21 protein-coding genes are annotated in these 25,955 nt (G+C 51.8%); 10 read left to right on the top strand and 11 right to left on the bottom strand.

What is annotated here, in order from left to right:
* Window positions 1-8: 8 nt before the first annotated feature.
* The 3 genes from V7676_RS01935 to V7676_RS01945 form a co-directional block, all read right to left on the bottom strand.
* On the bottom strand, window positions 9-1,025 hold the full coding sequence (locus V7676_RS01935) for an arginine N-succinyltransferase (RefSeq protein ID WP_335657973.1): 1,017 nt from the start codon (window positions 1,023-1,025) through the stop codon (window positions 9-11).
* Window positions 1,022-2,230, bottom strand: a complete 1,209-nt coding sequence (locus V7676_RS01940) for a hydrolase (protein WP_335657974.1) — start codon at window positions 2,228-2,230, stop codon at window positions 1,022-1,024. Before V7676_RS01940 ends, V7676_RS01935 begins: the two co-directional genes overlap by 4 nt.
* Before the next feature lie 111 nt (window positions 2,231-2,341).
* Complete coding sequence (locus tag V7676_RS01945; protein WP_335657975.1) at window positions 2,342-2,764, bottom strand: hypothetical protein; 423 nt, start codon at window positions 2,762-2,764, stop codon at window positions 2,342-2,344.
* A gap of 175 nt (window positions 2,765-2,939) precedes the next feature.
* Between V7676_RS01945 and V7676_RS01950 the strand changes: the two genes are divergently transcribed.
* Window positions 2,940-5,045, top strand: a complete 2,106-nt coding sequence (locus tag V7676_RS01950; protein WP_335657976.1) for a malate synthase G — start codon at window positions 2,940-2,942, stop codon at window positions 5,043-5,045.
* Between the two features lie 106 nt (window positions 5,046-5,151).
* Here V7676_RS01950 and rsmA read toward each other — a convergent pair whose 3' ends face one another.
* From rsmA to V7676_RS01970, 4 genes are all read right to left on the bottom strand, one after another.
* Window positions 5,152-5,973, bottom strand: coding sequence for a 16S rRNA (adenine(1518)-N(6)/adenine(1519)-N(6))-dimethyltransferase RsmA (gene rsmA / locus V7676_RS01955; protein ID WP_335658883.1), 822 nt, complete (start codon window positions 5,971-5,973; stop codon window positions 5,152-5,154).
* Window positions 5,974-5,978: 5 nt separating this feature from the next.
* Window positions 5,979-6,989, bottom strand: a complete 1,011-nt coding sequence (gene pdxA / locus V7676_RS01960; RefSeq protein WP_335657977.1) for a 4-hydroxythreonine-4-phosphate dehydrogenase PdxA — start codon at window positions 6,987-6,989, stop codon at window positions 5,979-5,981.
* An 11-nt stretch (window positions 6,990-7,000) separates the two neighbouring features.
* Window positions 7,001-8,365 (bottom strand): peptidylprolyl isomerase, encoded by a 1,365-nt coding sequence (locus tag V7676_RS01965; RefSeq protein WP_335657978.1) that lies wholly within the window; start codon window positions 8,363-8,365, stop codon window positions 7,001-7,003.
* A 99-nt stretch (window positions 8,366-8,464) separates the two neighbouring features.
* A complete protein-coding gene (locus V7676_RS01970; RefSeq protein WP_335657979.1) occupies window positions 8,465-10,690 on the bottom strand; it encodes an LPS-assembly protein LptD in 2,226 nt (741 codons plus the stop codon).
* 262 nt (window positions 10,691-10,952) lie between these two features.
* Between V7676_RS01970 and V7676_RS01975 the strand changes: the two genes are divergently transcribed.
* From V7676_RS01975 to ndk, 3 genes are all read left to right on the top strand, one after another.
* Window positions 10,953-12,410: a leucyl aminopeptidase gene (locus tag V7676_RS01975; protein WP_335657980.1), complete on the top strand. Its 1,458-nt coding sequence runs from the start codon at window positions 10,953-10,955 to the stop codon at window positions 12,408-12,410.
* A 25-nt stretch (window positions 12,411-12,435) separates the two neighbouring features.
* Window positions 12,436-12,873 carry a DNA polymerase III subunit chi gene (locus V7676_RS01980; protein ID WP_335657981.1) on the top strand — a complete coding sequence of 146 codons (438 nt, stop codon included), beginning with the start codon at window positions 12,436-12,438 and terminating at the stop codon, window positions 12,871-12,873.
* A gap of 185 nt (window positions 12,874-13,058) precedes the next feature.
* A complete protein-coding gene (gene ndk, locus V7676_RS01985) occupies window positions 13,059-13,481 on the top strand; it encodes a nucleoside-diphosphate kinase (RefSeq protein WP_335657982.1) in 423 nt (140 codons plus the stop codon).
* A gap of 165 nt (window positions 13,482-13,646) precedes the next feature.
* Here the strand turns inward: ndk and purN are convergent, their stop codons facing one another.
* Window positions 13,647-14,615, bottom strand: a complete 969-nt coding sequence (gene purN / locus V7676_RS01990) for a phosphoribosylglycinamide formyltransferase (protein WP_335657983.1) — start codon at window positions 14,613-14,615, stop codon at window positions 13,647-13,649.
* Window positions 14,616-14,618: 3 nt separating this feature from the next.
* Window positions 14,619-15,725: a phosphoribosylformylglycinamidine cyclo-ligase gene (gene purM / locus V7676_RS01995; protein WP_335657984.1), complete on the bottom strand. Its 1,107-nt coding sequence runs from the start codon at window positions 15,723-15,725 to the stop codon at window positions 14,619-14,621.
* A gap of 62 nt (window positions 15,726-15,787) precedes the next feature.
* Here purM and V7676_RS02000 point away from each other — a divergent pair, with 62 nt between their 5' ends.
* Genes V7676_RS02000 through V7676_RS02015 form a run of 4 tightly spaced genes read left to right on the top strand, consistent with a single transcriptional unit; the run spans window position 15,788 to window position 21,487 of the window.
* Window positions 15,788-17,134, top strand: coding sequence for a heavy-metal-associated domain-containing protein (locus tag V7676_RS02000; RefSeq protein WP_335657985.1), 1,347 nt, complete (start codon window positions 15,788-15,790; stop codon window positions 17,132-17,134).
* A complete protein-coding gene (locus V7676_RS02005) occupies window positions 17,134-17,784 on the top strand; it encodes a DnaA ATPase domain-containing protein (RefSeq protein ID WP_335657986.1) in 651 nt (216 codons plus the stop codon). The genes V7676_RS02000 and V7676_RS02005 overlap by 1 nt, the downstream gene beginning before the upstream one ends.
* Entirely contained in the window at window positions 17,785-19,968 is a 2,184-nt protein-coding gene (locus V7676_RS02010) for an RNA degradosome polyphosphate kinase (RefSeq protein ID WP_335657987.1), read from the top strand.
* A 28-nt stretch (window positions 19,969-19,996) separates the two neighbouring features.
* Window positions 19,997-21,487 carry a Ppx/GppA family phosphatase gene (locus V7676_RS02015; protein ID WP_335657988.1) on the top strand — a complete coding sequence of 497 codons (1,491 nt, stop codon included), beginning with the start codon at window positions 19,997-19,999 and terminating at the stop codon, window positions 21,485-21,487.
* Window positions 21,488-21,494: 7 nt separating this feature from the next.
* Here the strand turns inward: V7676_RS02015 and V7676_RS02020 are convergent, their stop codons facing one another.
* Both V7676_RS02020 and rnd read right to left on the bottom strand, forming a co-directional pair.
* Window positions 21,495-21,803 (bottom strand): I78 family peptidase inhibitor, encoded by a 309-nt coding sequence (locus tag V7676_RS02020; protein WP_335657989.1) that lies wholly within the window; start codon window positions 21,801-21,803, stop codon window positions 21,495-21,497.
* A complete protein-coding gene (rnd, locus tag V7676_RS02025) occupies window positions 21,800-22,990 on the bottom strand; it encodes a ribonuclease D (protein ID WP_335657990.1) in 1,191 nt (396 codons plus the stop codon). Before rnd ends, V7676_RS02020 begins: the two co-directional genes overlap by 4 nt.
* 200 nt (window positions 22,991-23,190) lie before the next feature.
* Here rnd and aspS point away from each other — a divergent pair, with 200 nt between their 5' ends.
* The gene (gene aspS / locus V7676_RS02030) at window positions 23,191-24,975 is read left to right on the top strand and encodes an aspartate--tRNA ligase (RefSeq protein WP_335657991.1); all 1,785 of its coding nucleotides are present in this window, start codon (window positions 23,191-23,193) and stop codon (window positions 24,973-24,975) included.
* Window positions 24,972-25,856 (top strand): alpha/beta fold hydrolase, encoded by an 885-nt coding sequence (locus V7676_RS02035; RefSeq protein ID WP_335657992.1) that lies wholly within the window; start codon window positions 24,972-24,974, stop codon window positions 25,854-25,856. Before aspS ends, V7676_RS02035 begins: the two co-directional genes overlap by 4 nt.
* Window positions 25,857-25,955: the final 99 nt, after the last annotated feature.

Raw genomic sequence — 25,955 nt, forward strand, 5'->3', positions numbered from 1 at the left:
TCGTTCTGCTACCTTGGAATGTGCCGGATGGTGTCGCCAACCGTCAGGCCGATATTGGTCGCCGCATTTTCGTCAATCGTCACGCCGCCTTCTGCTTCGCGGATATAGGCGTAAGTCGCCTGAAAATCATGCAGCCTCCCATAGGATATGATGGATTTTAGACCGTCTTGGGAGTTTGTGATTGCGGTAATTATATCGGACTTTGCGTTTCTTACGCTCGTCACGTCATTGGTCTTGGCGATCATCGTTGGGCCGCCGTCAAAAATATCGACATAGCCATCATAGGAAAAATTCTCGTTCTCCAACATCCGCATGGCGGCCCGGCCCTTGGGGTGGGGAATACCGATGGCGGCGCGCGCGGTGTCGTTTAGCATCGCGGTATATATCGGATGTTTGGGCATCAGATCGGCGATGAACTGGTTGCCATGAATGGCATTGAAATAATCCGCTTCCTGAAAGCCCATGCCGAAAAACCGGCCAGCCAACCCGTCCCAAAAGGGGGAGCCACCGGCTTCGTCAATCACGCCGCGTAATTCTGCGAACAGCCGGTCGCCAAAGCGGGAGCGATGTTCCTTGATGAACAAATAACGGCTGCGTGCGAGCAACATGCCCAGCCCGCCAGCGCGTTCCCCTGGATGGAGGAATAAACCGCCGACTTCGCTCGCACCCTCCAGATCAGTGACCAGCGTCAGCATCTCCGCCCGAAATGTCCGGTTCAATTCCTTGCTGGTTTGGGACAAGGTGCTCAGCCGATAGGAATAAAAGGGCCAGCTTTGCCCGACCATCGTGAAAAGCTGTGACGTGCCGCGCACCGCGCCGGTTTCAATATTCTCCAGCACCATGACGAACAGGTCATTGCCATGGTCGTCGGTATCTCGGTCACAGGCTCTTGCCGAGCGTTCCAGTTTGGCGATCAAGCTATCCTTGTCGGCGGGCAGGTTGGTAAACCCGCCGCCTGTCAGCTTGGCCATTTCATAAAGATGTTGCAAATCATCTGTCCGCGCGGCTCTGATCCTGAAGCTCATAATCCTCCCTTTTCGGCGATGCGTATGATGGTCAGCGCCGATAACTGTGTGCGTTCGACCAGACTGTCGCTGATCAGAAATTCATCGGCGCTGTGGATCGCTCCGCCGCATACACCCATCGTATCCACCACCGGTACACCGCAAGCCGCGATATTATTCCCGTCGCAAACTCCGCCCGTGCTGCGCCAGCCAATATCGAGGCCAAGGTCTGCACCGCAGCTTTTAACCAGATGAAATAATTTTTGGGCCTGCGGATCAATCGGTTTGGGCGGGCGTCCAAAACCACCATGGCAATGGACGTCGAGATCATGGCCGCGAGCAATGATAGCAACCAGATTATCGAGCGTGTGCTGGGCCTCTTCTTGATCCGCCAGCGATTTGGGCCGGAAATTTACCCGTAATATAGCATGATCCGGAACCGCATTATTCGGCCCGCCGCCCTCGATTTTAGCTGGATTAACGCTCAATCCTTCCCGGTGCAAAGCTTTGAGCTGCAATGTCATGTCTGCTGCGGCGACAAGCGCATTGCGGCCTTCATCGGGGTTCCGGCCAGCATGAGCGCTTTTGCCCGTGAAAATTATCGAGAAATTACCGCTGCCGCCGCGTTCTCCCGCCAATGTACCATCCGGCAGGGCAGGCTCATAGGTGAGGGCGGCGACCTTACCCTTCGCGCATCGTTCGATCAAAGCGGCGGAGGAACCTGAACCGACTTCTTCGTCGCTATTGATCATGATGTCATAACCAATGCGGCTCGCCTGCTCGCTTTGCTCCAGCAATTGCAAAGCGCCGAGCATGACCGATAGTCCGCCCTTCATATCCGCAACGCCGGGGCCATTGAGTATGCCGTCTTCCAGCCATGTGAGCTTTTGGAAGGGGTGATCGGCCGCGAATACTGTGTCCATATGTCCGGTGAGCAATATGCGGACGGGTGCATCGGGCCGGATGGTTCCCAAAAGATGCTGGCCGCGCTGAATTTTGCTGATGGAACCATCGGGGCATACCGCCTCCACAGGAGTGGGTTCAACCAGCTCTATGGTTCCAGGTAAGACTGTAAACGCATCGGCCAGATATCCGGCAACGATTTTCAGTCCATCCAAATTGGTGGTGCCGCTGTTGATCTTTGCCCATTGCTCTGTACGCTTGAGCAGCGGCAGGTCATTTGCTTTGTTGAGCAGGGGCGTTTCTGGCAATATTGGACTGGTCATAGCAAACTGATAGCATTTGCAATCAATTGCTGTCATCTTTTTCCGTTAAAGCCGGAGCGTAACGCCAGTTTAACAAAGCGAGTTTGACAGGGACGGCTTAGCAGCGACAGTTCAATTACGGGCCTCTGCGATCAGGCCGTTAACGCCTGTCTGGATCTCTTTCCAAAGGGCGTGTTCGTCCCGCTGTTCGTCAGGGATAGTTTCGCTAATGACATATACTGCAGCATCGACGAGTCCGCGGAACCAATCACTGTTTACGTGGAGCGTTTCCTCATGATGCGGCACGGTACTGCCAAATATAATGCGAATTTCCTGTGGCGCTTCGAGCCAGTTCATCAGGGCGTATAAGACGCTTTCTACCATATCGGCTTCAAGCTTTACCGTGTTGCCCAATCCATGTTCGTGGAAGGATGCACGCGCATCCGGATATAGGCTATAGTAGCGTTTCATCACGGGGTCGGTAATGTCACCCAGTTTGTCCGCTGCACGTTCAAGACTGGTTTCCAGCAGTGCAGTTTTCTTATCTATGTCCATCAGCAGTGATTTTTAAACTATCCCCATTCCATCGGCAAGGATAAGATTTCGATCATTTACAAAAACTGCCTCACCGGCCATAGGATGGGGCCAATTCCTCCCCGGATTATCTGCTAATATGCTCAGACAACATGTCGGGGCGTAATAATTTTTATATGAATAAGAGGAACTGCGCATGTCCGAATATGTAAACCAAAATGGTATCCAGATTTCCCGGGAGCTGTTTGATTTTATCAATGATCGCGCTTTACCGGGCACATCGCTGGATCAGGGACAATTTTGGTCCGGCTTTGCCGAGCTTCTCGGTAAATTTGCTCCACAAAATGCTGATTTATTGGCCAAGCGTGAAAAGCTGCAATCCCGGATTGATGACTGGCATATTGCCAATAAAGGCAAGCCGATTGAGCAGCCTGCCTATCAGGCCTTTTTGAAAGAAATCGGCTATTTGGTGGACGAACCAGCACCTTTTGAGATTAGCACTGAAAATGTTGATCCGGAAATTGCGACCATGGCGGGACCGCAGTTGGTGGTGCCATCGCTTAACGACCGGTTCGTGCTCAATGCCGCTAATGCGCGCTGGGGCAGCCTTTATGACGCTTTTTATGGCACGGATGCTCTGGATGCTGCACCAGCCCAGCCGGGCGGTTATGATCCTGTGCGCGGCGCGGCGGTGATCAAAGCGGCCAAGGCATTTCTGGACGAGACATTTCCGTTAGCATCCGGTTCCTGGACCGGCTTTACCGGCGGCGTACCTGCCTTGCAGGATGCAGCGCAGCTCATCGGCCGTAAAGGTGACTCGCTGCTGTTCAAGCATAATGGCCTGCATGTTGAAGTTGTGATCAACGCCAATCATCCGATTGGCAAAGATGATCCGGCACATATTTCCGATGTGCTCATGGAAGCGGCGCTGACCACCATCATTGATATGGAAGATTCAGTCGCAGCGGTGGATGCCGAGGACAAGGTGCTTGCCTATACCAATTGGTTTGGCCTGATGCGCGGCGATTTGGCCGCTAAATTTATGAAAGGCGGCTCCGAAGCAGAACGGCGTGCCAATCCTGACCGCGAATATCAGGATATGGACGGCGGTTCCTTTACCCTATCCGGACGCAGCCTGATGTTCGTTCGCAATGTCGGTCATTTAATGACCACCCCGGCGGTTCTGTTGGCTGATGGTTCAGAAGCGCCGGAAGGCTTGCTGGACGGCGTGTTCACTAGCCTGATCGCTATGCACGACCTCAAAGGATTGGGCGACTTGCGCAACAGCAAGGTCGGATCAATCTATATCGTGAAGCCGAAAATGCACGGACCGGAAGAATGTGCCTTCACCAATAATCTATTTGATGCCGTCGAAGATTTATTGGGGCTTTCCCGCAATACGATCAAGGTCGGGGTCATGGATGAAGAGCGCCGGACTTCTGCCAATCTTGCGGCCTGTATATATGCCGTGAAAGACCGGATCGTGTTTATCAATACTGGTTTCCTTGATCGTACGGGTGACGAAATTCACACCAGCATGCAAGCAGGCGCCATGGTGGCGAAGGCTGACATGAAATCCAGCGACTGGATTCAATCTTATGAAGCGCGCAATGTCGCCATTGGCCTGGACTGCGGCATGTCCGGCAAAGCACAGATCGGCAAGGGCATGTGGGCTGCCCCCGATAGGATGGCGGATATGATGGAGCAGAAAATCGGCCACCCGATGACCGGCGCCAATACCGCATGGGTGCCCAGTCCGACAGCGGCGACGCTGCATGCCATTCACTATCACCGGCTCGACGTGTTTGCGCGCCAGAAAATAGTGGCTGGTGAAGGGATTCCCTCGTTGGATAAGCTGCTTACCATTCCTTTAGCGGAAGGCCATAACTGGTCGGCGGAGGAAATTGAGCGCGAGCTGGATAATAATGCACAAGGCATATTGGGTTATGTGGTGCGCTGGATTGATCAGGGCATCGGCTGTTCCAAAGTGCCCGATATTAACGACGTCGGTTTGATGGAAGACCGTGCAACCTTGCGGATTTCTTCGCAGCATATGGCCAATTGGATGCTCCACGGCGTCTGTTCCGCGGAGCAGGTTGATGCGGCGTTGCTGCGTATGGCGGCCAAGGTCGACGGGCAAAATGCGGGAGACCCGCTTTATCATCCGATGGCGAGCCATCCGGCGGTCAGCTTAGCCTTTCAGGCGGCACGGGATTTGGTGTTCAGGGGCGTTGAACAACCAAGCGGTTATACCGAGCCATTATTACATGCCTATCGCAAGAAATTGAAAGCGGCGGGGTAAATCCTGTCGAGACATATTCCGCTAAGAGACTGTTCTCCTAGATATATTGAGATATGATAGCTTCTGCATTGAACGATATTATCGATCTCTGGGCGTAAAAGCGGGGCTATTTGGAGAGAAAGCGAGCAAGAGCGACAAATTCTTCGACGCTGACGGTCTCGGGTCGGCGCGCGCCGTCAATGCCGGTATCGCTCAAAGCATCTAAACCGCCGGGAAGACCTTTCAGGCTTTGGCGCAACATTTTGCGGCGCTGGCTAAAGGCTGTCTGGGTCAGTTTGGCCAAAATCTCTGGTTCGACGCCTTCGGGTTGAGCTTTCGGTGTCAAATGGACAATGGCTGACATCACCTTGGGCGGAGGGGTAAAGGCGGAACGATGGACCGACATGGCGAGCTTTGCATGGCATCGCCACTGGGCCAATATGGACAGACGCCCGTAGGTCCCGTCGCCTTCTTTGGCGACAATCCGGTCCGCGACTTCGCGCTGAAACATGAGCGTGAGCGATTGCCATGCAGGAGGCCATTGGGGATTGGACAGCCACTTGATCAACAAGGCCGAACCGACATTATAGGGCAGGTTGGACACGATATGAAACGGCGTATCGAACAGCTCGGTCAAATCGATTTTCAGGGCGTCTTCGTTAATGACATGCAGTTTATTAGGGAAATGGTCGGAGAGGTCTTTCAACGCCGGAAGGCATCGCTCGTCCCGTTCCACCGCGGTCACATGGGCACCGGCTTGCAGCAAAGCCTGCGTCAATCCGCCGGGACCGGGGCCAACCTCAAAGACTTTGCTGTCCCGCAAATCGCCCGGGACAGCCGCTATGCGGGACAATAATTGGGTATCGAGCAGGAAATTCTGGCCCAATGCCTTGTTGGCAGTCAGTCCGTGTTTTTTGATTACCTCCCGTAAGGGGGGCAGGGATGGAATATCGCTCAATGGTCGTATTTTTCGCGATTGTCGGCGGCCATCGCGGCCATCTGGATGGCCGCGATCATTGAACGGGGGTCAGCAATACCTTGCCCGGCTATTCCAAATGCGGTGCCATGATCGGGCGACGTGCGGATGATGGGAAGCCCCAAGGTCATATTTACGCCATCGAAAAAATGCAATGTTTTCAGAGGTATTAACGCCTGATCATGATAGGGGCACAGAGCAACGTCATATCGTGACCGCGCCTCTTCATGGAACATCGTATCGGCAGGAAACGGCCCCGTCACATCAAGGCCTTGCGCTACTAGTTCGTCGATCGCAGGTTGCATGACTAGATTTTCTTCGTCACCTAAATTGCCATTTTCACCGGCATGTGGGTTCAGGCCAGCAATAGCGATCCGAGGTTTCGCGATGCCAAAATTACGTATCATGGCCTTATGTGCCGCTTTAGCGCGGGCGATAATCAACGCTTTGGTTAGCTGGGCCGGTACATCTTTCAATGCTATATGGGAGGTCATTGGAATAACGCGCAGCGAAGGACCAGCCAGCATCATCACCGCATTTTCCCGCGCTATGCCGCAGCGTTCCGATACAAATTCGGTTTGGCCGGGATAGCGGAAACCGACATTGTAAAGCTGTGATTTGGATACTGGGGCGGTGATAACTGCACCTGCATCCCCGGACCGTGCAAGACCGCATGCGATTTCCAACGCATGTAGCGCGCATTGCGCTCCATCAAGGGTTGGCTCTCCCGGTATGGTCGGTTCCCCATCATGGACATGAAAAACCGGTAGGGCTTTATCAAACTGGTCAACGGCTTCGGCCGGTTCGGATATTTTGACGATGGGAACGCCGCACAGCCCTTTGCCATCCGGTCCTTTGAAATCTTCAAAATTCCCAGCGACAAAAAACGGTTTCAGGCCTGTTGCTTTTCGCTGAAGCCAGCTTTTACAAATAATTTCAGGCCCAATTCCGGCAGGGTCTCCGCATGAAAGGGCAAAGGGTTTTGTCACCCCAGCCTCCCTCAATTATAGTCGATAATGGCGTCGCGGCGTAAATCCCGTAGGTAGATTTGCGCGCGTTTATTCACCCGCTCATTCTCCAGTTGCGACATGATTTGGTCAAAAGACGGTGCCGCAGCGGTTTGCGGATCATCGCGGCCACATAAGATTAGGACACGTACACCGTCTGCGACGGAGCCAAAGGGTTGGCTCGCTTGGCCAATTGGCAAAGTTTCAATGGTGCTTTGCAATGGTCCTGGCAGATCTTTTAAACGGACCTGGTCATTGTCGACAATGGCAGCACCAATGCTGCTCGCGACTTCATTTGCTGCTCCGCAGCCTTTGATATTCTGGGTCGCCTTCGCGAACTTTGCGGCCTGCGCAGCTGCCTGTGGTTCGGTCGTGCCTTCCGGAAAACTGATCGATAGCTGCTTCAGGCTCAGCAAGGCATTGCGCGGATCGGCAGTTAGAATCTGCCGCTGGTCGATTAGGTAAAGGATCGAGAAGCCGCCGGGGACCTCAATGGGCCCCACAACTTGACCAATTTGCATCTGTGATGCGGCATCAGCTAAGGATTGAGGCAATTGGCCCGGGCGAACCCAACCCAGATCGCCGCCGGTTACAGCCGTAGAGGCCTCAGAAAATTGCCGTGCATATGCAACGAAAGAACCGCCTTGACGGATTTGATCCAATATTTGACGCATGTTCGCTGCGACTTGTTCGGCTGCTTCCGGTGGAGCGGACATGTAAATCTCGCCAATGCGATATTCGGTGGTACCTTTGGACGCGTTTAGCCGTTCGATAATTGCATTCACTTCTTCATCACCGACATTGATGAAGGGTTGGATATTGCGGCGTAGCAAGCGGCTCCACGCCAGCTCGCCCTTAATCTGGCGCTTCAGCGTTTCTGCAGATGACCCTTTAGTTCGCAGGTAAGCGTCAAAAGCGCTGATATCCTGTTTGAAATTCTGTTGGGCCACCTGATTAAATGTCTGCTGAACTTCCTCAGGAGAAATCGTGATTTCATTCGCTTCGGCTTCCTGAATCTGAAGCGTCTCGTCGATCAGGTTGCGAAGCACCTGCAAACGTAGACGTTGCATTTCCTGTTCGGCGATTGCACCGCCATTCGCTGCCACGATAAGAGCCAGACGATGCCCGACATCCGTACCGGTTATAATGTCTCCGTTGACCAATGCGGTTGCTCTTCGGACGTTGGGGTCATTTTTTCCAAAAATCGTGAGTTCTTCCGGAATATTGAGTCCCGCTTGGGGTACTCCATTGTCCGAAACTGTCTGACTGGATGAAGGGGTGGTCGCGAATAAAGCTGCGGTTGCAGCAATCGCAAATTTTGCGTTTTTGCCGGATATTTTGGTACGCATAAAATTCATTTTTTGTTTCTTTTCAAACTCTAAGAACATTTTCAAGTCAGCTAATATAAAATAACGGCTGAACCTAATATGAGCGATTAGTTATCGTTAACAAATACCCTACACACCCAAATTGCGTAAGGCTAGCCGGAACAGGAAAGTGCTACCTCGTTGGTCGTCACCCGTATCGTCATAATCATATCTCCACGTCACGCCAAGCGAAAGACAGCCGTCATCATAGGCGACACCGATACGGTGCCGGATCGGTTCAAAGCCATCAGCAGAAGAAAGCGGGTCTTCACGAGCATCCGTTAGATCAATAATAGCGGAGCCAAAGACAGACCAATATCTATCGATTTGATAGCGCCCGCCAACCCGCATTTCTTCTCGGTCACCAAGATCTTCAATTCCCGAACTAATATCTCGATTCAGCCTTAAATAGCCGACTTGCATATAAGTGTTGTTTGATCCGATTGTCGCGTCAATTTCATTGCGCCTGATCGCAAGATTGTCTTTATCGAGGCGGTACCGGTGGGTAAATTTGACAATATCTTTAAACCGAACCTCGGTCCGCCCCGCTATATCGGAAAAGCGTTCGGAAAGTCCGGTCCCTTCCGGCACGATATTGCTGTTATTAGCTAGCCGGTAGCTTTGGCCAACAATCGTATCGACCGTCAAATTGGAACGCGTGAGATTCCATTCCAGACCATAGGTCGCCCGGACATTATCTTCATAGCGATCATAGCCGGGAAAACGGTTCAGAGAAAAAAGATTAGTGTCTTCCAGTTCGACAGAACGGGAGTCTTCATTGGGAATAGATAAATTGGCAATGGCCGGTGTCGCAACGACCTGAAAACGGGGAGTAAGCGTCTGGGTTCCGCCAAAGGCTTGGCCAATAAATGGCCATTTCATATCAACGGCTGCGGTAACGATGCCCCGGCTTTGCCAACCAGAATCGCCGCGATAAAGGGCGGTCTCGTTAAGTGCGTTGTCGCTGCTATTATAGACATCACCGCGGGCGAAGCCGGTCAGTGTTATTTCCTGCCCCATGTCGGTCAATGTGCGCAAATCCCACCGCGCAGAAACAAATGCACGTTGTGTATCCTGTCCTTCGGTTCGCCCGATCGCGAGGCTGTTAAAATGAACTTGCGCGTTTCCGCCTAATATCGGTTCTGCAAAACGCTTTCGATAATCAACAACGGGCAGGGCAATCGGAACTTGGTTTTGCGGATCACTAGCGCGCAATGTCTGGAACGCCCAACCCGCCAATGAAAAATAGCTGCTGTCGTCGATCCGTTCAACATTGATGGTCGAGCGCAAACTGTCATCATCGCTAATGTCATAACGCCGTAAGAAAGTACGATCAGAGGCGATGCGCGCGGATTGTGAAATGCTCCAGTTTTCGTCCAAAATGAACCGACCACTTGTTGCAAAATAGCCCCTGAAATCCTTTTCCGAATCAGGCAGGGCACCCGACGCTCCAGTTGGAATGCGCGAACCATAGGTCGCATAACCCGTTATCTGGAATGCGCCTTTATCATCCAGTTTTCTATATGTTCCGCTGATCAGGGGGGCAACTTCGGTAAAAATCTGCGCGGTGATTGTTGCATCCTGATTGGGAGCAATATTGAAATAATAAGGAAGCGATACCGCAACCCCGTTGGTCGAATCGAATCTCAGGTTGGGAACTAAAACCCCGCTACGATTCTCGTCGCTGATAGGATGAGATAGACCGGGTAAGGGGATGACAGGTAATCCGAATATTTCTATCCGTGCTCCATCATAGCTAACCCGCTTTTTAATCGGATCATATCTGACTTTAACGGCCTTGATTTGCCAGCTAGGGTTTTTGGGGCAGCCATCTTCGGTCGTGACCGAACAAGCTGTGTAAGCGGCATTGTCCAGCGCCAGCGAGCCATCGGCAAACCGCTCGCCTTTGCGCGCGGCCAGACGGCTCTCGTCTTCCAGCACAATCAGCAGATTATCAACGATACCATCCCGTAAACTATCGCTTAGGACGATGCTGTCGCCATAGGCGGTTTGCCCATCTGGTCCGGTTGAACGGATATTGCCCTTTGCTTCGACCATGCCGGTCTTGCGGTTCCAGATCACGGTGTCAGAGCGCAGTTTATATCCGTCGCGATTGAGCAGGACGTCACCGGTGGCAGTCACAATATCATTTTCAAAATCATAGTCGACTGTGTCGGCGCTAAATTCGATTTCGTCAGACTGTACAGGTTGCTTTACACTTGCAGTCGGGCGCGCATCCTGCTCGTCTTGCGCCAAGACGGATGATGGATGGGCCAGAGGAAGAGCCAGAGCAATCAGTGCGATTGAAGATTTCATCGACGAGAGTAACCTACCTTTGGCCCCATGAGATATTGGCGCACTTGTTTTGCCGCCAACCCGATCACCGCCCTATTGCACCAGATTGCGTCGGCTGCAAATTTTCTGTGTCAGATTTTTGGTAAACTCCCGATCTGTTCGCTAATGGAAGTGAAATGATGATTGCAAAGACAGAGCCGATCTTTCATTGCTTCACCCTGAACAGAAGATCAAATATCCGCGATATTAGCGCAGCTGATCCATTGATAAGGACGTTTTACTCATGAAATTTATATTTGCCGCTAGTCCCCCTTCCGCACCCGACGCCATTGTTTTTGCAATTGGCAAAGATGCGCTGGAGCGCGCTGAATTGTCCCTCGAACAAACGGATGTGGTGCGAACTGCAGCCAAAGCCGGAAGGTTTGAAGGCAAGACCGGGCAAATATTTCAGACATTTGTCAAAGAAGGTGATGCTGTTATTCAGATTGTTCTGACGGGCATCGGAAAAGGGGAGCGCAAAGATTGCGAAGCCGCTGGTGGCGCTGTTATTGCCAAGTTGATGACTTCAGGGGTGAAGCAGCTTGCGATCAATGGAAAAGGGCTTGCGCAGGATCAACTGGCCCGTCTGCTATTCGGCGCTAAATTGCGCAGCTGGAGAATCGACAAATATCGTACGACTATGCCCGAGAACTCAAAGCCGACGATTGAAGCTATTACGGTGCTCGATACGGATATGGAATCGGCACAAGTTTGGCAGGATCTGTCTGCTGTAGCCGATGGCGTCGCGTTGACTCGTGAATTAGTCTCAGAACCTGCCAACGTCATTTATCCGGAAAGCTTTGTTGCGCGCTGCGAAGAGCTTCGGGATATGGGCGTGGAAATTACAGTGCTCGGCCAAGAAGAAATGGAAAAGCTTGGTATGGGCGCGCTGCTAGGTGTGTCGCAAGGCTCTGTTCGTCCGCCGCGTATGCTGGCGATGCGTTGGGATGGAACCAACGGCGCACAGGAAAAACCGCTTGCTCTGGTCGGAAAGGGCGTGACCTTTGATACCGGGGGCATTTCGCTAAAGCCGCCGCTCGGCATGGAAGACATGAAATGGGATATGGGCGGTGCCGGTGCAGTTGCTGGCACGATGAAGGCGTTGGCCGGCCGTAAAGCCAAAGCACATGTTATTGGCGTCTGCGGGCTCGTTGAGAATATGCCAGATGGCAATGCCCAGCGTCCCGGCGATGTTGTGACCAGCATGAGCGGTCAGACCATTGAAGTGATCAATACCGATGCCGAAGGGCGTTTGGTATTATGCGATGCGCTGCATTGGACGCAGGAGACATTCCAACCGGAAGTAGTCATCAATCTGGCGACGCTGACTGGCGCCATCATCGTGTCTTTGGGCAGTGAGCATGCCGGTTGTTTCAGCAATGACGATGGTTTGTCCGACAATCTGTTGGCTGCCGGTACGAAGGCGGGTGATCCACTCTGGCGCTTCCCGCTTAGCGCAGCCTATGACAAGCAGATAAATTCACCGATTGCGGATATGAAAAATGTTGGCGGTAAGGGTGCCGGTTCAATTACAGCTGCGCAATTCCTCAAGCGGTTCATCAAAGACGGCGTGAAATGGGCGCATCTTGATATTGCTGGTATGGTCTGGGCAGATAAGCCGGGACCAGTTTGGGACAAAGGTGCAACCGGTTTTGGTGTGCGTTTACTCGATCAATATGTGGCCGACAATTTTGAGCAATAAGCTAAGCTGAAGGACTATTTGACCGGTGCAGGTCGATTTTTATCATTTGACCCGTGATCCTGCGGAAAAGTTGGTGCCAGTGCTCGCCCAAAAAACGCTGGATGGTGGGCAAAGGATGCTGTTGGTATCGAGCTTTGTCGGTCAGTTGGAGAAGCTGAGTAGCGCCTTGTGGCATTCCGGCCCGACCAGCTTTCTTGCCCATGCCCTGTCCGGAAAGGGGCAAGACGACATGCAGCCCATTCTCATATCCGCTAATTGTGAAGCGCCTAATGGCGCAAAATATATTGCATTAACGGATGGCGAGTGGCGGGAGGATGCGTTGACCTTTGATCGCGTTTTTTATCTGTTCACAGCTGACCAGATCGACAACGCAAGGGTTGCTTGGCGTGCCTTGTCGGCAAAAGTTGATGTGACTCCCCGCTACTGGAAACAGGATGGCGGCCGTTGGGTCGAAGGGCCTTGAGATACTCTCTGTTCCCGCTATGCCTGTTGCCAGCGAAGGCTTGTCGCTAAACGACCGCCATCGTTATCGGTAGTAAGAATGGGGCTCGTAAATCGCGGCCCCATTCTGAGAGAACTTGCTAAGCTGGGAAAGTCCGGCTAGTGGCGGCGCAAACCTAAATTACACCCTTATTACGGAGCAAAATCATGGCCGGTACACGGACATTTTCGATCATTAAACCAGATGCTACAAAGCGCAACATTACCGGTGCAGTCACCAAAATGCTGGAAGAGGCTGGTCTGCGCATTATCGCGTCTAAGCGTATCCACATGTCTCGCGACCAAGCGGAAGGTTTTTACGCGGTTCATAAAGAGCGCCCTTTCTTTGGCGAACTGGTCGATTTCATGATCAGCGGACCCGTTATTGTTCAGGTTCTTGAAGGCGAAAATGCTATGCAGCGTAATCGCGACATCATGGGCGCCACCAACCCTGCGGATGCTGCTCCTGGTACTATTCGTAAAGAACTGGCCGAGAGCATTGAAGCCAATACGGTTCACGGTTCTGACAGCGATGAAAATGCAGCGATTGAAATCGCGTATTTCTTCAACGAAGACGAAATCGTAGGCTAATCTTATTCGCGCTTAGACCCTGCTTATCTGGGGCTTGAGCGTGTTTTTTACTATGATCCGTTACTCTACAATTTGACCTCCGACGCAGAATGGGAATTTCTGTGTCGGAGGGTTATAATTGGGTGGATGGATGCCTCGTTCCAGTTCATGGCGCGGCAGGTTGTTCTAAAATTCTTCAGCGATATCCATCATCTTCGTAAGGCGTTTCGGTGCGACCATGCGCCAGCTTTTGCGCAACCAATCGGAAATATGGTCCCAATCGGTTCGTCCGGTATCCATTCGAATCGCAATCCAGCCGGATTTCCCATAAAATTTTGGCGCAAAATAAAGGCCGGGATCGGCATCGAGAAGTGCTGCTTGTTCGTCCAACCCGCTAGTCTTTACGAACACGGACGTACCAGTATCTCCTAAATGACGGTAAGAGAAATAGGCGAAATATTTGGCACTTTTTTCGCTGCCTACCCGCCAGCCGGGCGTGCCGAAACTCTCTCGTTCATGCGTTTCTTCAAGCGCTAATACACGTGTGCGAAGTTGATCCAATATCCAGTCAGGATCGGCCTTCCGCGTAACATATTTAGCAAGAGTTGCCGGATATAATTGATGTTCAGCGATTAAGACGCGATCGGCCAATATATCCGCAGTGTCGTCCGATTGAACCGCAACTTTAGTTTGCCCCAATATTGGCCCGTCGTCGAGCGTGGCTGTGACGAGATGGACGCTGCATCCTGCATGGCTATCGCCTGCGTCCAGCGCCCGTTGATAGGTGTCGAGCCCTTTATATTTGGGTAATAGGCTAGGGTGAATGTTGAGCATATGATCTTGCCATCGGTTGACAAAATCATCGCTCAAAATCCGCATATATCCTGCCAGAGCGATATATTCAGCACCAGCCAGCTTAATTGCATCATGCATAATTTGATCATGCTCTGCACGGTTCATACCTTTGTGTGGATGAGCAAAAGTGGCGATGCCCTCTGCTTCGGCGAGCGTCAGGCCAGGGGCCTCAGGATTATTGGAGGCCACTAAAATAATTTCAAAAGGGCAATTTTCGGCCTTCGCTGCATATAATAGCGCCGCCATGTTAGACCCGCGCCCGGAAATCAGCACAGCCACTTTAGCCCGATTAGGTATCATGCATCAGCCATTATGGGTCGCGGTCCAATCATTGCGGGCTGACCATGTTCCGGTACTACCTGAAACCGTGCAGCCCTTTTCGCCTATTTTAACGACCCCGACTTGATGGACTGTTTCGCCTGCGGCCTCCAAGTCTGCGGAAACCGAAACCAGCTCATCCGGCGAAACGGCCAATATCATTCCGATGCCGCAGTTAAACGTACGTGCCATTTCTTCCGGTTCAATGTTTCCTTGCGCTTGTAAGAAGGCCATTAATCGCGGCTGGTCCCAACTATTCGCATCGACATGGGCGTGCAGTTTATCGGGAAGAACACGAGGAATATTTTCCAGCAATCCTCCACCCGTAATGTGAGCGAGCGCCTTGATTCGGCCGGACTGCATCAAAGGAAGCAAAGATTTTACGTAGATTCGCGTTGGAACGATCAAGGCTTCGATCAGCAAAACTTCGGGATCGAAAATCGCCGGACGATCCAATTTCCAAGCCTTGTCCTCTGCGAGTCGGCGAACCAACGAATAGCCATTCGAGTGTATGCCGGAAGATGCCAAGCCCAGAAGCACATCCCCGTCCGCCAATTGCGCGCCGGTTACGACTTTTTCGCGCTCTACCGCACCGACACAGAAACCTGCCAGATCATAGTCTCCGGCCGCATACATTCCGGGCATTTCAGCGGTTTCGCCGCCAATTAGGGCGCAACCCGATATTTTACAGCCCTCCGCAATTCCCGCTACGACTCGTTCCGCAACGCCATTTTCCAATTTTCCGGTGGCGAAATAATCTAGGAAAAATAGCGGTTCTGCGCCTTGTACGATCAAGTCATTGACGCACATGGCGACCAGATCGATCCCCACCGTGTCATGTCGGTCAAAATCGATAGCCAATTTCAATTTTGTGCCGACGCCATCATTCGCTGCGACCAACAACGGGTCGTCATAGCCGGCAGCCTTTAAGTCAAAAAAGCCCCCAAATCCGCCCAATTCTGCATTGGCCCCCGGCCTTGCGGTTGCTTTTGCTAATGGGGCAATGGCCTTGACCAATGCATTTCCTGCTTCAATCGATACACCCGCTTTTGCATATGTGTATGATTCCGGTTCATTTTGTTTGTCACTCATAAAATAGGCGATTAGACAAGTCGCGGGTGGATTTCCACGTCATAATCGTCAAAAGAGCGGAAATGAAATTTTTGACCAGTTTTAAAATCCATATTGTCGCAATTTTTACGCTGCTTGGCTTAGCCGTGGCAGGGGTTGTCTATGCGCAGCTAGAGGGTAGCGACCGCGGAGTTGCGCCGGTCGCGAGTACCGGCGATTTCGAAGTATTCGGAATCGAAGTCGATACCAGAGGCGATACTGCTGTTGAAGCGCGCAAAAAAGGTTGGGAAGAGGCGCAGCGAAAAGCATGGCAAATGCTTTATGCACGGACACAGGGTGGTAAAACGGCTGGATTATCTGATGGTGCCTTGAATAATATCGTGTCGGCAATCATTGTTGAAGAAGAGCAAATCGGCCCCAAACGCTATATCGCGAAACTCGGAGTGATGTTTGATCGTGCCCGCGCAGGCCAAATTCTGGGTGTGAGCGGCCGCCGATTGCGTTCCCCGCCATTGCTGGTCCTGCCTATCATGTGGAGCGGCGGGTCACCTCAGGTGTTCGAGAATAAGACCGAATGGCAAATGGCTTGGGCCCGGTTCCGCTCGGGTGATAGCGCAATTGACTATGTGCGCCCTTATGGTTCCGACAGCGAATCACTCGTTCTAACAGCGGGACAGGCAGAGCGCCGGGAACGGCGATGGTGGCGGACAATATTGGATCAATTTGGTGCTGCTGATGTAATTATACCGATTGTTCGAATGGAACGAGAATATCCCGGAGGTCCAGTAATAGCGCATTTCAGTGCCCGCTATGGTCCTGACAGCAAATTTATCGATAGCTTCTCGTTAAAGACCAAATCCAGCGCGGGTATCCCTGCGATGATGGACCAGGCGATTAAGAGGTTGGACAGCATTTATACCAATGCACTGTCACGCGGTGTTTTAAAAACTGACAAGTCGCTAGCCTTTGAAGACCCGATTGATCTGGAAGCTTTGGAAAAGGAAATCGAGGCAGAGCTGGCCGCAGAGGGTTTTGGAAATAATGCCAGCAGCAGTGGCGATAGTGAACGGAGCACTTCCGATACCGCTGCAATTGCCGGTGCTGCGGAGGTTCCAACCGGTGCGGCCATAACCGTCACAATACAGTTCGACACGCCTGATGTTAGCGCTGTTGGGCGCGGCGAATCATCGGTCCGGTCAGTAGCGGGCGTATCGTCAGCCGCGACGTCCAGTTTGGCATTGGGCGGCGTTTCGGTTATGCGGGTTTCTTATACCGGTAATCTTGCAAATCTGGCTTCGGCCCTTCGCGCGAAAGGCTGGCAGGTCCAGCAAGGCGCTGGTGCGCTGAGAATTAGCCGGGCGGGAGGAGGCGCTTCAGCTAATCCTCCGCCAGCGGACGGATCGGACTCCGGGGGTGACAGGCCAGAATAGTGAGCCAGATCGCTCTCCCATTGGATATTGGGCTGACATCTCAGGATGAAGGTTATCTTGTCACGGACTGTAATGCCCGCACCCACGAGCAATTGCAAAATTGGGAAAGATGGCCAAATTTAACCGCTATACTTATAGGCCCCCATGGTTCCGGTAAGACAGCGATGGCCAAAAAATTTACCGGCCAAAGCGGTGGTCGGTTTGTTACAAATGCTGATGAATCCGCCGATGATGAGCTTTTTCATCTTTGGAACCAATCGCAAATTGATAAGAGCCCGCTTCTGTTGATGTCCTCGCGGGAAGTGTCGGGATGGAATACGCAGCTTCCTGATCTTAAATCCCGTCTAGCAGCGTCTTTGCTCATTGAAATCGGTCCACCTGACGAAGCGATGATTGAAGGACTATTCCAGAAATATTTCGCTTTACGCGGACTCGCGATTTCGGAAGATGCGCTCTCCTATCTGGGAAAAAGGATGGAACGCAGCTATGAATATGTTCACTTTTTAGCGCAAAATATGAATAATCTTGCTATTGAAAGAAAAAAGCCAATCACGCGTGCTATTGCAATAGAAGCATTAGCGCAGCATCAGGGATCCACCCGAAAGTTGAATGAAGAATCAGAAACATCATTAGATGTTGAGGAAGATTAAATGGATAGTCTTGTCCCCCAAGCACCAGAATCTAACGATGATAATCAAGCCCTGAGCTACGGCGAGCAAGGTGGCTCGGAGCGTTATTTTAACCGTGAGCTGAGCTGGCTTGGTTTTAACGAGCGGGTGATTGAAGAGGCGCAGAATAATGCACATCCGCTGTTGGAGCGGCTTCGCTTTCTGTCGATATCCGGGAATAATCTGGACGAGTTTTTCATGGTTCGGGTCGCCGGACTGGTTGGCCAATACCGTCAAAATATTGAAGAACGGTCTGCTGACGGGTTAACCGCCAAACAGCAATTGGCTGCGATAGCCGAGCATTGCGATATGCTGATGTCTTATCAGCAGAATGTGTGGGACCAGTTGGCGAAGGCTTTGGCGAATGAGGATATTCGTGTTTTGCCCGCGACCGAGATGGATGAGGCTGGCGATGTCTGGTTAGAGCGGCATTTTCTTGACCAGATATTTCCCGTGCTGACGCCGCAAGCGTTAGACCCCGCGCATCCTTTTCCATTTATTCCCAACAAGGGACTGAGTCTGGTTTTTGATCTGGTCCGGCAGTCCGATAACCGGCGCATTCGTGAATTGGTGATGATCCCGTCCGGTTTGCCGCGGTTCATTCGCATGCCTGGAGAGATCGCGACTTATGTTTCTGTCGAATCCGTTATTCAATGCTATTCTGGTCAGCTGTTTCCGGGATATGACGTAACCAGTAGCGGCCTTTTCCGTATCACCCGCGACAGCGATATCGAGGTAGAGGAAGAAGCCGAAGATCTGGTCCGCTATTTTCGTAGCGCGATAAAACGCCGTCGTCGGGGTGATGTTATTCGCCTTGAAATGGGGCCGGGCTTGTCGGAATCAGTTATCACGATGCTCCGTGAGAATCTGTTGACGGACAGTGCTTCAGAAAGCCGGGTCGAGGGGCTGGTTGGGATCGGTGATCTCGATCTACTGGTCGATGAAGATAGGCCGGATCTGAAATTCACGCCTTATAGTCCGCGTTTTCCCGAAAGGATTCGCGAGCATGGCGGGGATTGTTTCGCTGCGATCCGTGACAAAGACATATTGGTTCATCACCCTTACGAATCATTTGAAGTGGTGATCGAGTTTTTGAAACAGGCTGCCGCAGATCCCGATGTGGTGGCGATCAAGCAAACACTTTATCGGGCCGGTAAACAGTCCGCAGTCATTCGGGCGCTTATTGATGCGGCGGAGGCCGGTAAATCCGTTACCGCCATTGTCGAATTAAAAGCACGTTTTGATGAAGAGCAAAACTTGCTCTGGGCCAGTGCGCTGGAGCGCGCGGGCGTACAGGTGGTATACGGCTTTATTGAGTGGAAAACCCACGCTAAAATATCGATGGTGGTCCGCAAGGAACAAGAAGGTTATCGTACCTATTGTCACTTTGGCACTGGCAATTATCATCCGGTAACGGCAAAAATTTACACCGATCTGAGCTTCTTCACTGCTGATCCCAAGGCAGCCCGAGATGCGGCACAATTGTTCAATTATATTACGGGCTATGTCGAGCCGGTAAAACTAGAATTAATCTCTATGTCACCGCGCTATATGCGGCGAGACCTGATGGATTTGATCGATCGGGAGATCGCCAACGAGCGTGCAGGAAAGCCCGGCATGATCTGGGCCAAGATGAATTCGCTGGTCGATCCGGCTTTGATTGAAAAACTTTACGCCGCTAGCAATGCCGGCGTCGAGATTGATCTGGTCATTCGCGGTATTTGTTGTTTGCGTCCGGGCGTACCTGGCATGTCTGATCATATCCGCGTGAAGTCTGTTGTTGGCCGTTTTCTGGAACATAGCCGAATTTGGGCCTTCGGTAACGGCAAAGAACTGCCCAATAATGCTGCTGCGCTCTATATTAGCTCTGCGGACTGGATGCCGCGAAATCTCGACCGGCGGGTCGAATATATGATGCCGATAAAGAATGCTACGGTACATGACCAGATATTGGATCAGGTCATGGTCGCTAATTTCATTGACGATGAACAAAGCTGGGATCTTAATCCAGATGGTAGTTATACACGCGCAATTCCGTCAGAGAAACCGTTTAATCTGCATCGCTATTTCATGACCAATCCGTCTCTATCGGGTCGTGGTAAAGCGTTAAACAAGAATACTGCAGTGCCGCGCCTATCGTTGCGTCGCCGCAAGAAAAAAGATTGATTGTAATTTTCGGATGCAGGTCGGGGGATTGCAAATAACCAGAGAAAGAAAAACCACGCGAACTAATCGCAGGACAGCGATTGTCGATATCGGATCCAACTCGATCCGTCTGGTTGTTTATCAGGGGCCCACACGTGTGCCCGCCATATTATTTAATGAAAAAGTCATGGCTGGTCTTGGCAAAGCCCTTGCGACCACCGGCTCTATTACAGATGAATCAATGGCGCTTGCCGAGAAGGCTTTGGAAAGGTTTCACCGGCTTTGCCTCCAGATGGAGGTCGATTCCATTGCATGTTTCGCGACAGCAGCTGTCCGCGATGCCAGTAATGGAACGGAACTTCTCAGGCTGGCTGCGGAGATCGGATTTGATACGAAAGTCTTGGGCGGTGAGGAAGAAGCGGAACTGGCTGGTCTGGGTGTAATCTCCGCTATACCAACAGCCCGCGGTATCGTTGGCGATCTGGGAGGCGGCAGCCTAGAATTGGCCTTAATCGACAATGGTAAGGTGTTGGAGCGTCAAAGTTTTCCGCTCGGTGTTTTGCGGGTTGCTGAATTGCGGAGCAAAGGCAAAGATCAACTGAAACGCCAAGTCCGCAAAATGCTGAAGAAAACCGGATGGGATGAGAATGCGCAAGGCTTGCCATTTTATCTGGTTGGCGGTTCTTGGCGATCGCTGGCAAGGCTGGATATGTTTGACAGCGGTTATCCGTTGCCAGTGATCCACCATTATGAAATGCAGCCACAGCGTGCACGCAGACTGGTCAGTCAGCTCGCACGATTAAATAAAGCCACGCTGAAGGCTGTTCCAGGACTTTCGACATCGCGGATTCCTACTTTGGCTGATGCAGCATGGCTGCTCTCGTTCATTGTCCGTTATCTTGGCAGCAGCAGCATGATAGTATCTGCTTATGGTGTACGCGAAGGTTTGCTCTTCCGGAACCTCACAAAACTCGAGGCGCGGCGCGATCCTTTGTTGGTAGCAACTGAATCATCGGGGGCGGCACAGTCCCGTTTTCCCGCGAACAGCAAATTGCTCGGCAAATGGATTGCTCCGATTTTCAGCGAAGACCCGCCAGAATGGCAGCGGATCAGGCAGGCGGCTTGCAATCTTGGCGATGTTGCTTGGCGGGCCAATCCCAATTTTCGGGCCGAGCGCGGACTCGTCATGGGCCTGCATGGCAACTGGATTGGCATTACCGGCGCTGAGCGGGAGATGCTGGGGCAGGCGCTGTTCACTAGTTTTGGGGGCGGGAGTACGATATTTCCTGGCGGTGGTAAGCTGGCGAGCGAACAGGCAACACAGCGCGCAATCTGCTGGGGTTTGGCGATGCGGATGGGGCAACGGCTCAGCGGAGGCACTCGTAATCCGCTAGAACAAACACAGCTTCGCAAGATTGAGGGCCGGCTGGAAATTATCATGGCCGACGATATGCGCGGGCTTTATGGAGATGCTGTTGCAAAACGGCATTTGCAATTGGCAAATATGCTGGATTTGGAACCGGTCGTGGCGACCGAGTAAAAGTTGGTTAGCCGCAAGTGACGCGAGTGATCACGCGCTCTTCATCATATTCGATATTTAACCTATCTTGGCGGTAATCCATCGTGATAGCTGTGTGAGGCGGAACCCAGCGGAGCTTTTTTCCCCCAGATTTTGTAAGTGCGTCGGCACCAATTTCAGCAGTCACTTTCAATCCGACAAGGGTTTCAAGGCCATCGGCATTACATTCATAACGCAATGCACCTCCCCGTTCGGGAATGCCCGGTGCGGGGTCAAAGGTTGAACACGCCAGCAATATCGGGCAAGAAATTGCAACAAGAAGCATCTGTTTCTTCATATTGAGTTTTCTCCATCTATTTCCGGTTGATGAGTCATTTGCAGCCTACCATCTTTGACGGTGAAACTCATCCGTCCTTCGACCAGGTCGATCGCATCGCGGCCAAATTCTTCATAACGCCACCCTTCGAGCAGCACGACTCCGGCGCGCTCGCCTCCGACAATACGTTCCAGATCATCGGCGCGGGCCAATAATTTCGATGCGACGTTCATTTCTGCAGATCGGATTTTCAACAATAATTTCAACAGGTCCGCGACCAAAGCATTTTCTTTGCTAAATTTGGTCCGGCGACTATTGCGGTCGGGCAATTCGTCTTTGGAAAGCGGCGTTGCACTAGCGAGCGCCGCCATTAATCGTTCACCGATTTCATTATTTTTCCAACCCGACGACAGGCCGCGGACTTGTGACAATTTGGCTCGGTCTTTGGGTGGATGGGCTGCTATATCCGCCAGCGTTTCATCGCGCATGATCCGGCCGCGGGGCATATCCTTTGACTGGGCTTCTCTTTCGCGCCAAGCAGCCAGTGCTTTGAGGCGACCCAGTCCCTCTAGATTGCGCCCTTGAAATTTGACGCGGCGCCATGAATGTTCAGGATCATTCACATAATTTTCGGGATCAGCCAGCTTTTCCATCTCGGTATTAATCCACATGCCGCGTCCGGTTTCGATCAGCTTTTCGAGCATCATCGGGAAGATCGTGGACAAATGCGTCACATCGCCAATGGCATATTCAATTTGTCGGTCATTCAGTGGGCGGCGTGACCAATCGGTGAAGCGCGCACCTTTGTCGAGCGTTATGCTGAGCCAACTATCGACCAGATTAGCATAACCAATTTGCTCGCTTGGCCCCAAAGCCATCGCTGCCACCTGTGTATCGAATATCGGATGCGGCGTCTTACCCGTCATATTATGGATGATTTCTACATCCTGACCGCCAGCATGGAAGATTTTAAGGACATTCTCGTTGTCTACCAGCAGGTCCAGCAAAGGTTTTAAATCGACGCCTTTTGCAAGCGGATCAATCGCGGCGGCTTCTTTGCCATCGGATATCTGGATAAGGCACAGGATCGGCCAATATGTGTTTTCCCGCATAAACTCGGTATCGACGGCAACGAAGTCAGCGGTCGAAAAACGCTCGCAAATATCGGCAATATCCTGACTATTAGTCAGCAACGGATGAATTTTCATCAGGCTTCTATACAAGCTGTGTAAAAGCTCGCAAACAATTCTGATAGACATTTTCTATAATCACCGTCTTTTGTCCCGCCATGGGGCATTAAAGAAGATTGGTGGATAAAAGCCTTCATCCTTGACAAATGTGCTTTCGGACTGTGTTACGCCATCATAAGTTTCGTGATAAGAAGCACTCCAAATATCAAAGGTTCATCATGCACGTATATCGTTCCCATAATTGTTCACAGCTTCGCACAGTCAATGTTGGTCAAGAAGTCCGCCTATCCGGCTGGATTCATAACATTCGTGATCATGGCAATTTGATGTTTGTCGATCTGCGCGATCATTTTGGACTGACCCAGATTGTTAGCGAGGAAGGCAGCGACGCGTTTAAAGTTCTAGATTCCGCACGGAAAGAATCTGTTATTACGGTCACCGGCAAGGTTGCCGCTCGTTCCACGGAAACGATTAACGGGAATCTTCCTACTGGTGAGATTGAACTGGTCGCAGAGGCCGTGGAAATCCAGGGGCCAGCGGAAGAACTTCCGATGCCAGTCTTTGGTGAGCAGGAATATCCAGAGGATATCCGGCTGCGTTACCGCTTTCTCGATTTGCGGCGTGAGAAAGTTCACGCCAATATGATGTTGCGCTCTAAAGTCATTTCTTCCTTGCGCAATCGGATGACCGAGCAGGGTTTTACCGAATTCCAAACACCGATTTTGACGGCTTCCTCCCCCGAAGGCGCACGCGATTATTTGGTGCCTAGCCGCGTCCATCCCGGAAAATTCTATGCGCTGCCTCAGGCACCGCAGATGTTTAAGCAGATGCTGATGGTCGCCGGTTTTGATCGTTATTTCCAGATTGCTCCTTGTTTCCGTGACGAAGACGCGCGGGCGGATCGTTCTCCCGGTGAATTTTATCAGCTTGATTTGGAAATGAGTTTCGTGACGCAGGAAGATGTGTTCCAGGCGCTTGAGCCTGTTCTTGCCGGTGTGTTCGAAGAATTTGCCAATGGCAAAAGTGTTACACCTGCCGGTGAATTTCCGCGTATCCCTTATAAAGAATCGATGCTCAAATATGGTTCGGATAAGCCTGACCTCAGAAACCCGATCATCATTCAGGATGTTTCGGATCATTTCAAAGGTTCCGGCTTTGGTCTATTTGACAAGATAACAAGCTCTGGCGGAACCGTCCGTGCCTTTGTCGCACCGGAAGCGGGTAAGAATAGCCGTAAATTCTTTGATGATATGAATAACTGGGCACGCGGCGAAGGCTTTGCCGGTCTCGGTTATATCAATATGAAAGAGGGCGCGGCTGGCGGCCCGATTGCCAAAAACCATGGTGAGGAAGGTACGGCGAAATTGCTGGCTGATCTTGGCTGCGGCCCTGATGATGGTATCTTTTTCGCAGCAGGCAAAGAAGCTGAAGCAGCTAAACTGGCTGGTATCGCCCGCACCCGCACCGCTGAACAACTAGGACTTATTAACGACAATGAATTTAAATTCTGCTGGGTCGTTGATTATCCGATGTATGAATATGATGAGGAATTGAAGAAGCTCGACTTCTCCCACAATCCATTCTCTATGCCGCAGGGCGAGATGGAAGCGTTGGAAAATAAAGACCCGCTCGATATTCTCGCATGGCAATATGATATTGTCTGTAATGGCATAGAGCTGTCTTCAGGCGCTATCCGGAACCATCGTCCGGACATCATGTACAAGGCATTTGAGCTGGCTGGCTATGATAAAGCCGCAGTCGACAGCGAATTTTCTGGCATGATTAACGCTCTTAAATATGGCGCTCCGCCCCATGGTGGATCGGCGCCGGGCGTCGACCGGATTGTGATGCTGCTGGCGGATGAACCCAATATTCGTGAAGTCGTACTCTTCCCGATGAACCAGAAAGCGGAAGATTTGATGATGAGCGCGCCAAGCGGGGTTTCGGCCAAGCAATTGCGCGAGCTGCATATTCGTATCGTGGAGCCGCCGAAAGAGGGATGAACGGAAAAGGGCAACCGACAGAAAAACGGTTTCAACAAGGGGGCAGGGATCTCTGCTATTTCGAGTGGGGTGATCCGGACGATCAGACGATCTTGATGGTCCATGCCACCGGTTTCCATGCGCGCTGTTGGGACAAGACTATCGCGGCTTTGCCGTCCGGCTATCATATTATTGCTCTTGACCAACAAGGTCATGGCCGCAGTTCCAAGCCCGAGAGCTTGAGCGATTGGGGCAAGGCCGGTGGTGACGTTTGCGCGCTCGTGGCGGGACTGGATATCAACAACATTATCGGTGTTGGCCACAGTATGGGTGCTCACGTGATGGTACAGGTTGCAGACGCTATGCCAGAGCGGTTTGCGAGACTGTTGCTGATTGATCCAACCATTATGGAACCGAGAGCCTACCAAAACCCGCCTGATGTCGCGGATATGGAGCCGGTATCGCGTCGGCGCAATGATTGGAAGTCTCCTGATGTCATGTTTGCGGCGTTCAAGGGCCGCTACCCGTTTAACTTGTGGCAACCGGATGTGCTGATGGATTATTGCCAATATGGTCTCCTGCCTGCCGATGACGAGCAAGGTTTCATTCTGGCCTGCCCGCCCATATTGGAGGCTTCCGTTTACGAAGGCATATATTCGATGGACCCTTATCCGTTGGTGAAACGAATAAGGCTACCGGTTACGATCCTGCGTGCGCAAATGGGGAGCGACGATGTCACTCCGGTGCGTGATTTTGCCAGCAGCCCGACTTGGCCGGGTCTGGTGAACGTTTTTTCCAATGCGCAGGAGGTTCACATACCTGAGCTTTCGCATTTCATGCCGATGCAGGACCCGGAGCGTATTGCTCATTTTATCGCTGGCGAATCTGGTGTTAGCGCCTAATCCAAGGGCACGTTGGCGCTTTAAACTAAACAGGGTTAACTGATTCGTTCTTTCTTGGGCGCTATACTATATTCCCCTAAACCCGGGTGCTGGGCTGTT

The sequence above is a fragment of the Parasphingorhabdus sp. genome (genome assembly GCF_036963805.1).
GTDB lineage: Bacteria > Pseudomonadota > Alphaproteobacteria > Sphingomonadales > Sphingomonadaceae > Parasphingorhabdus.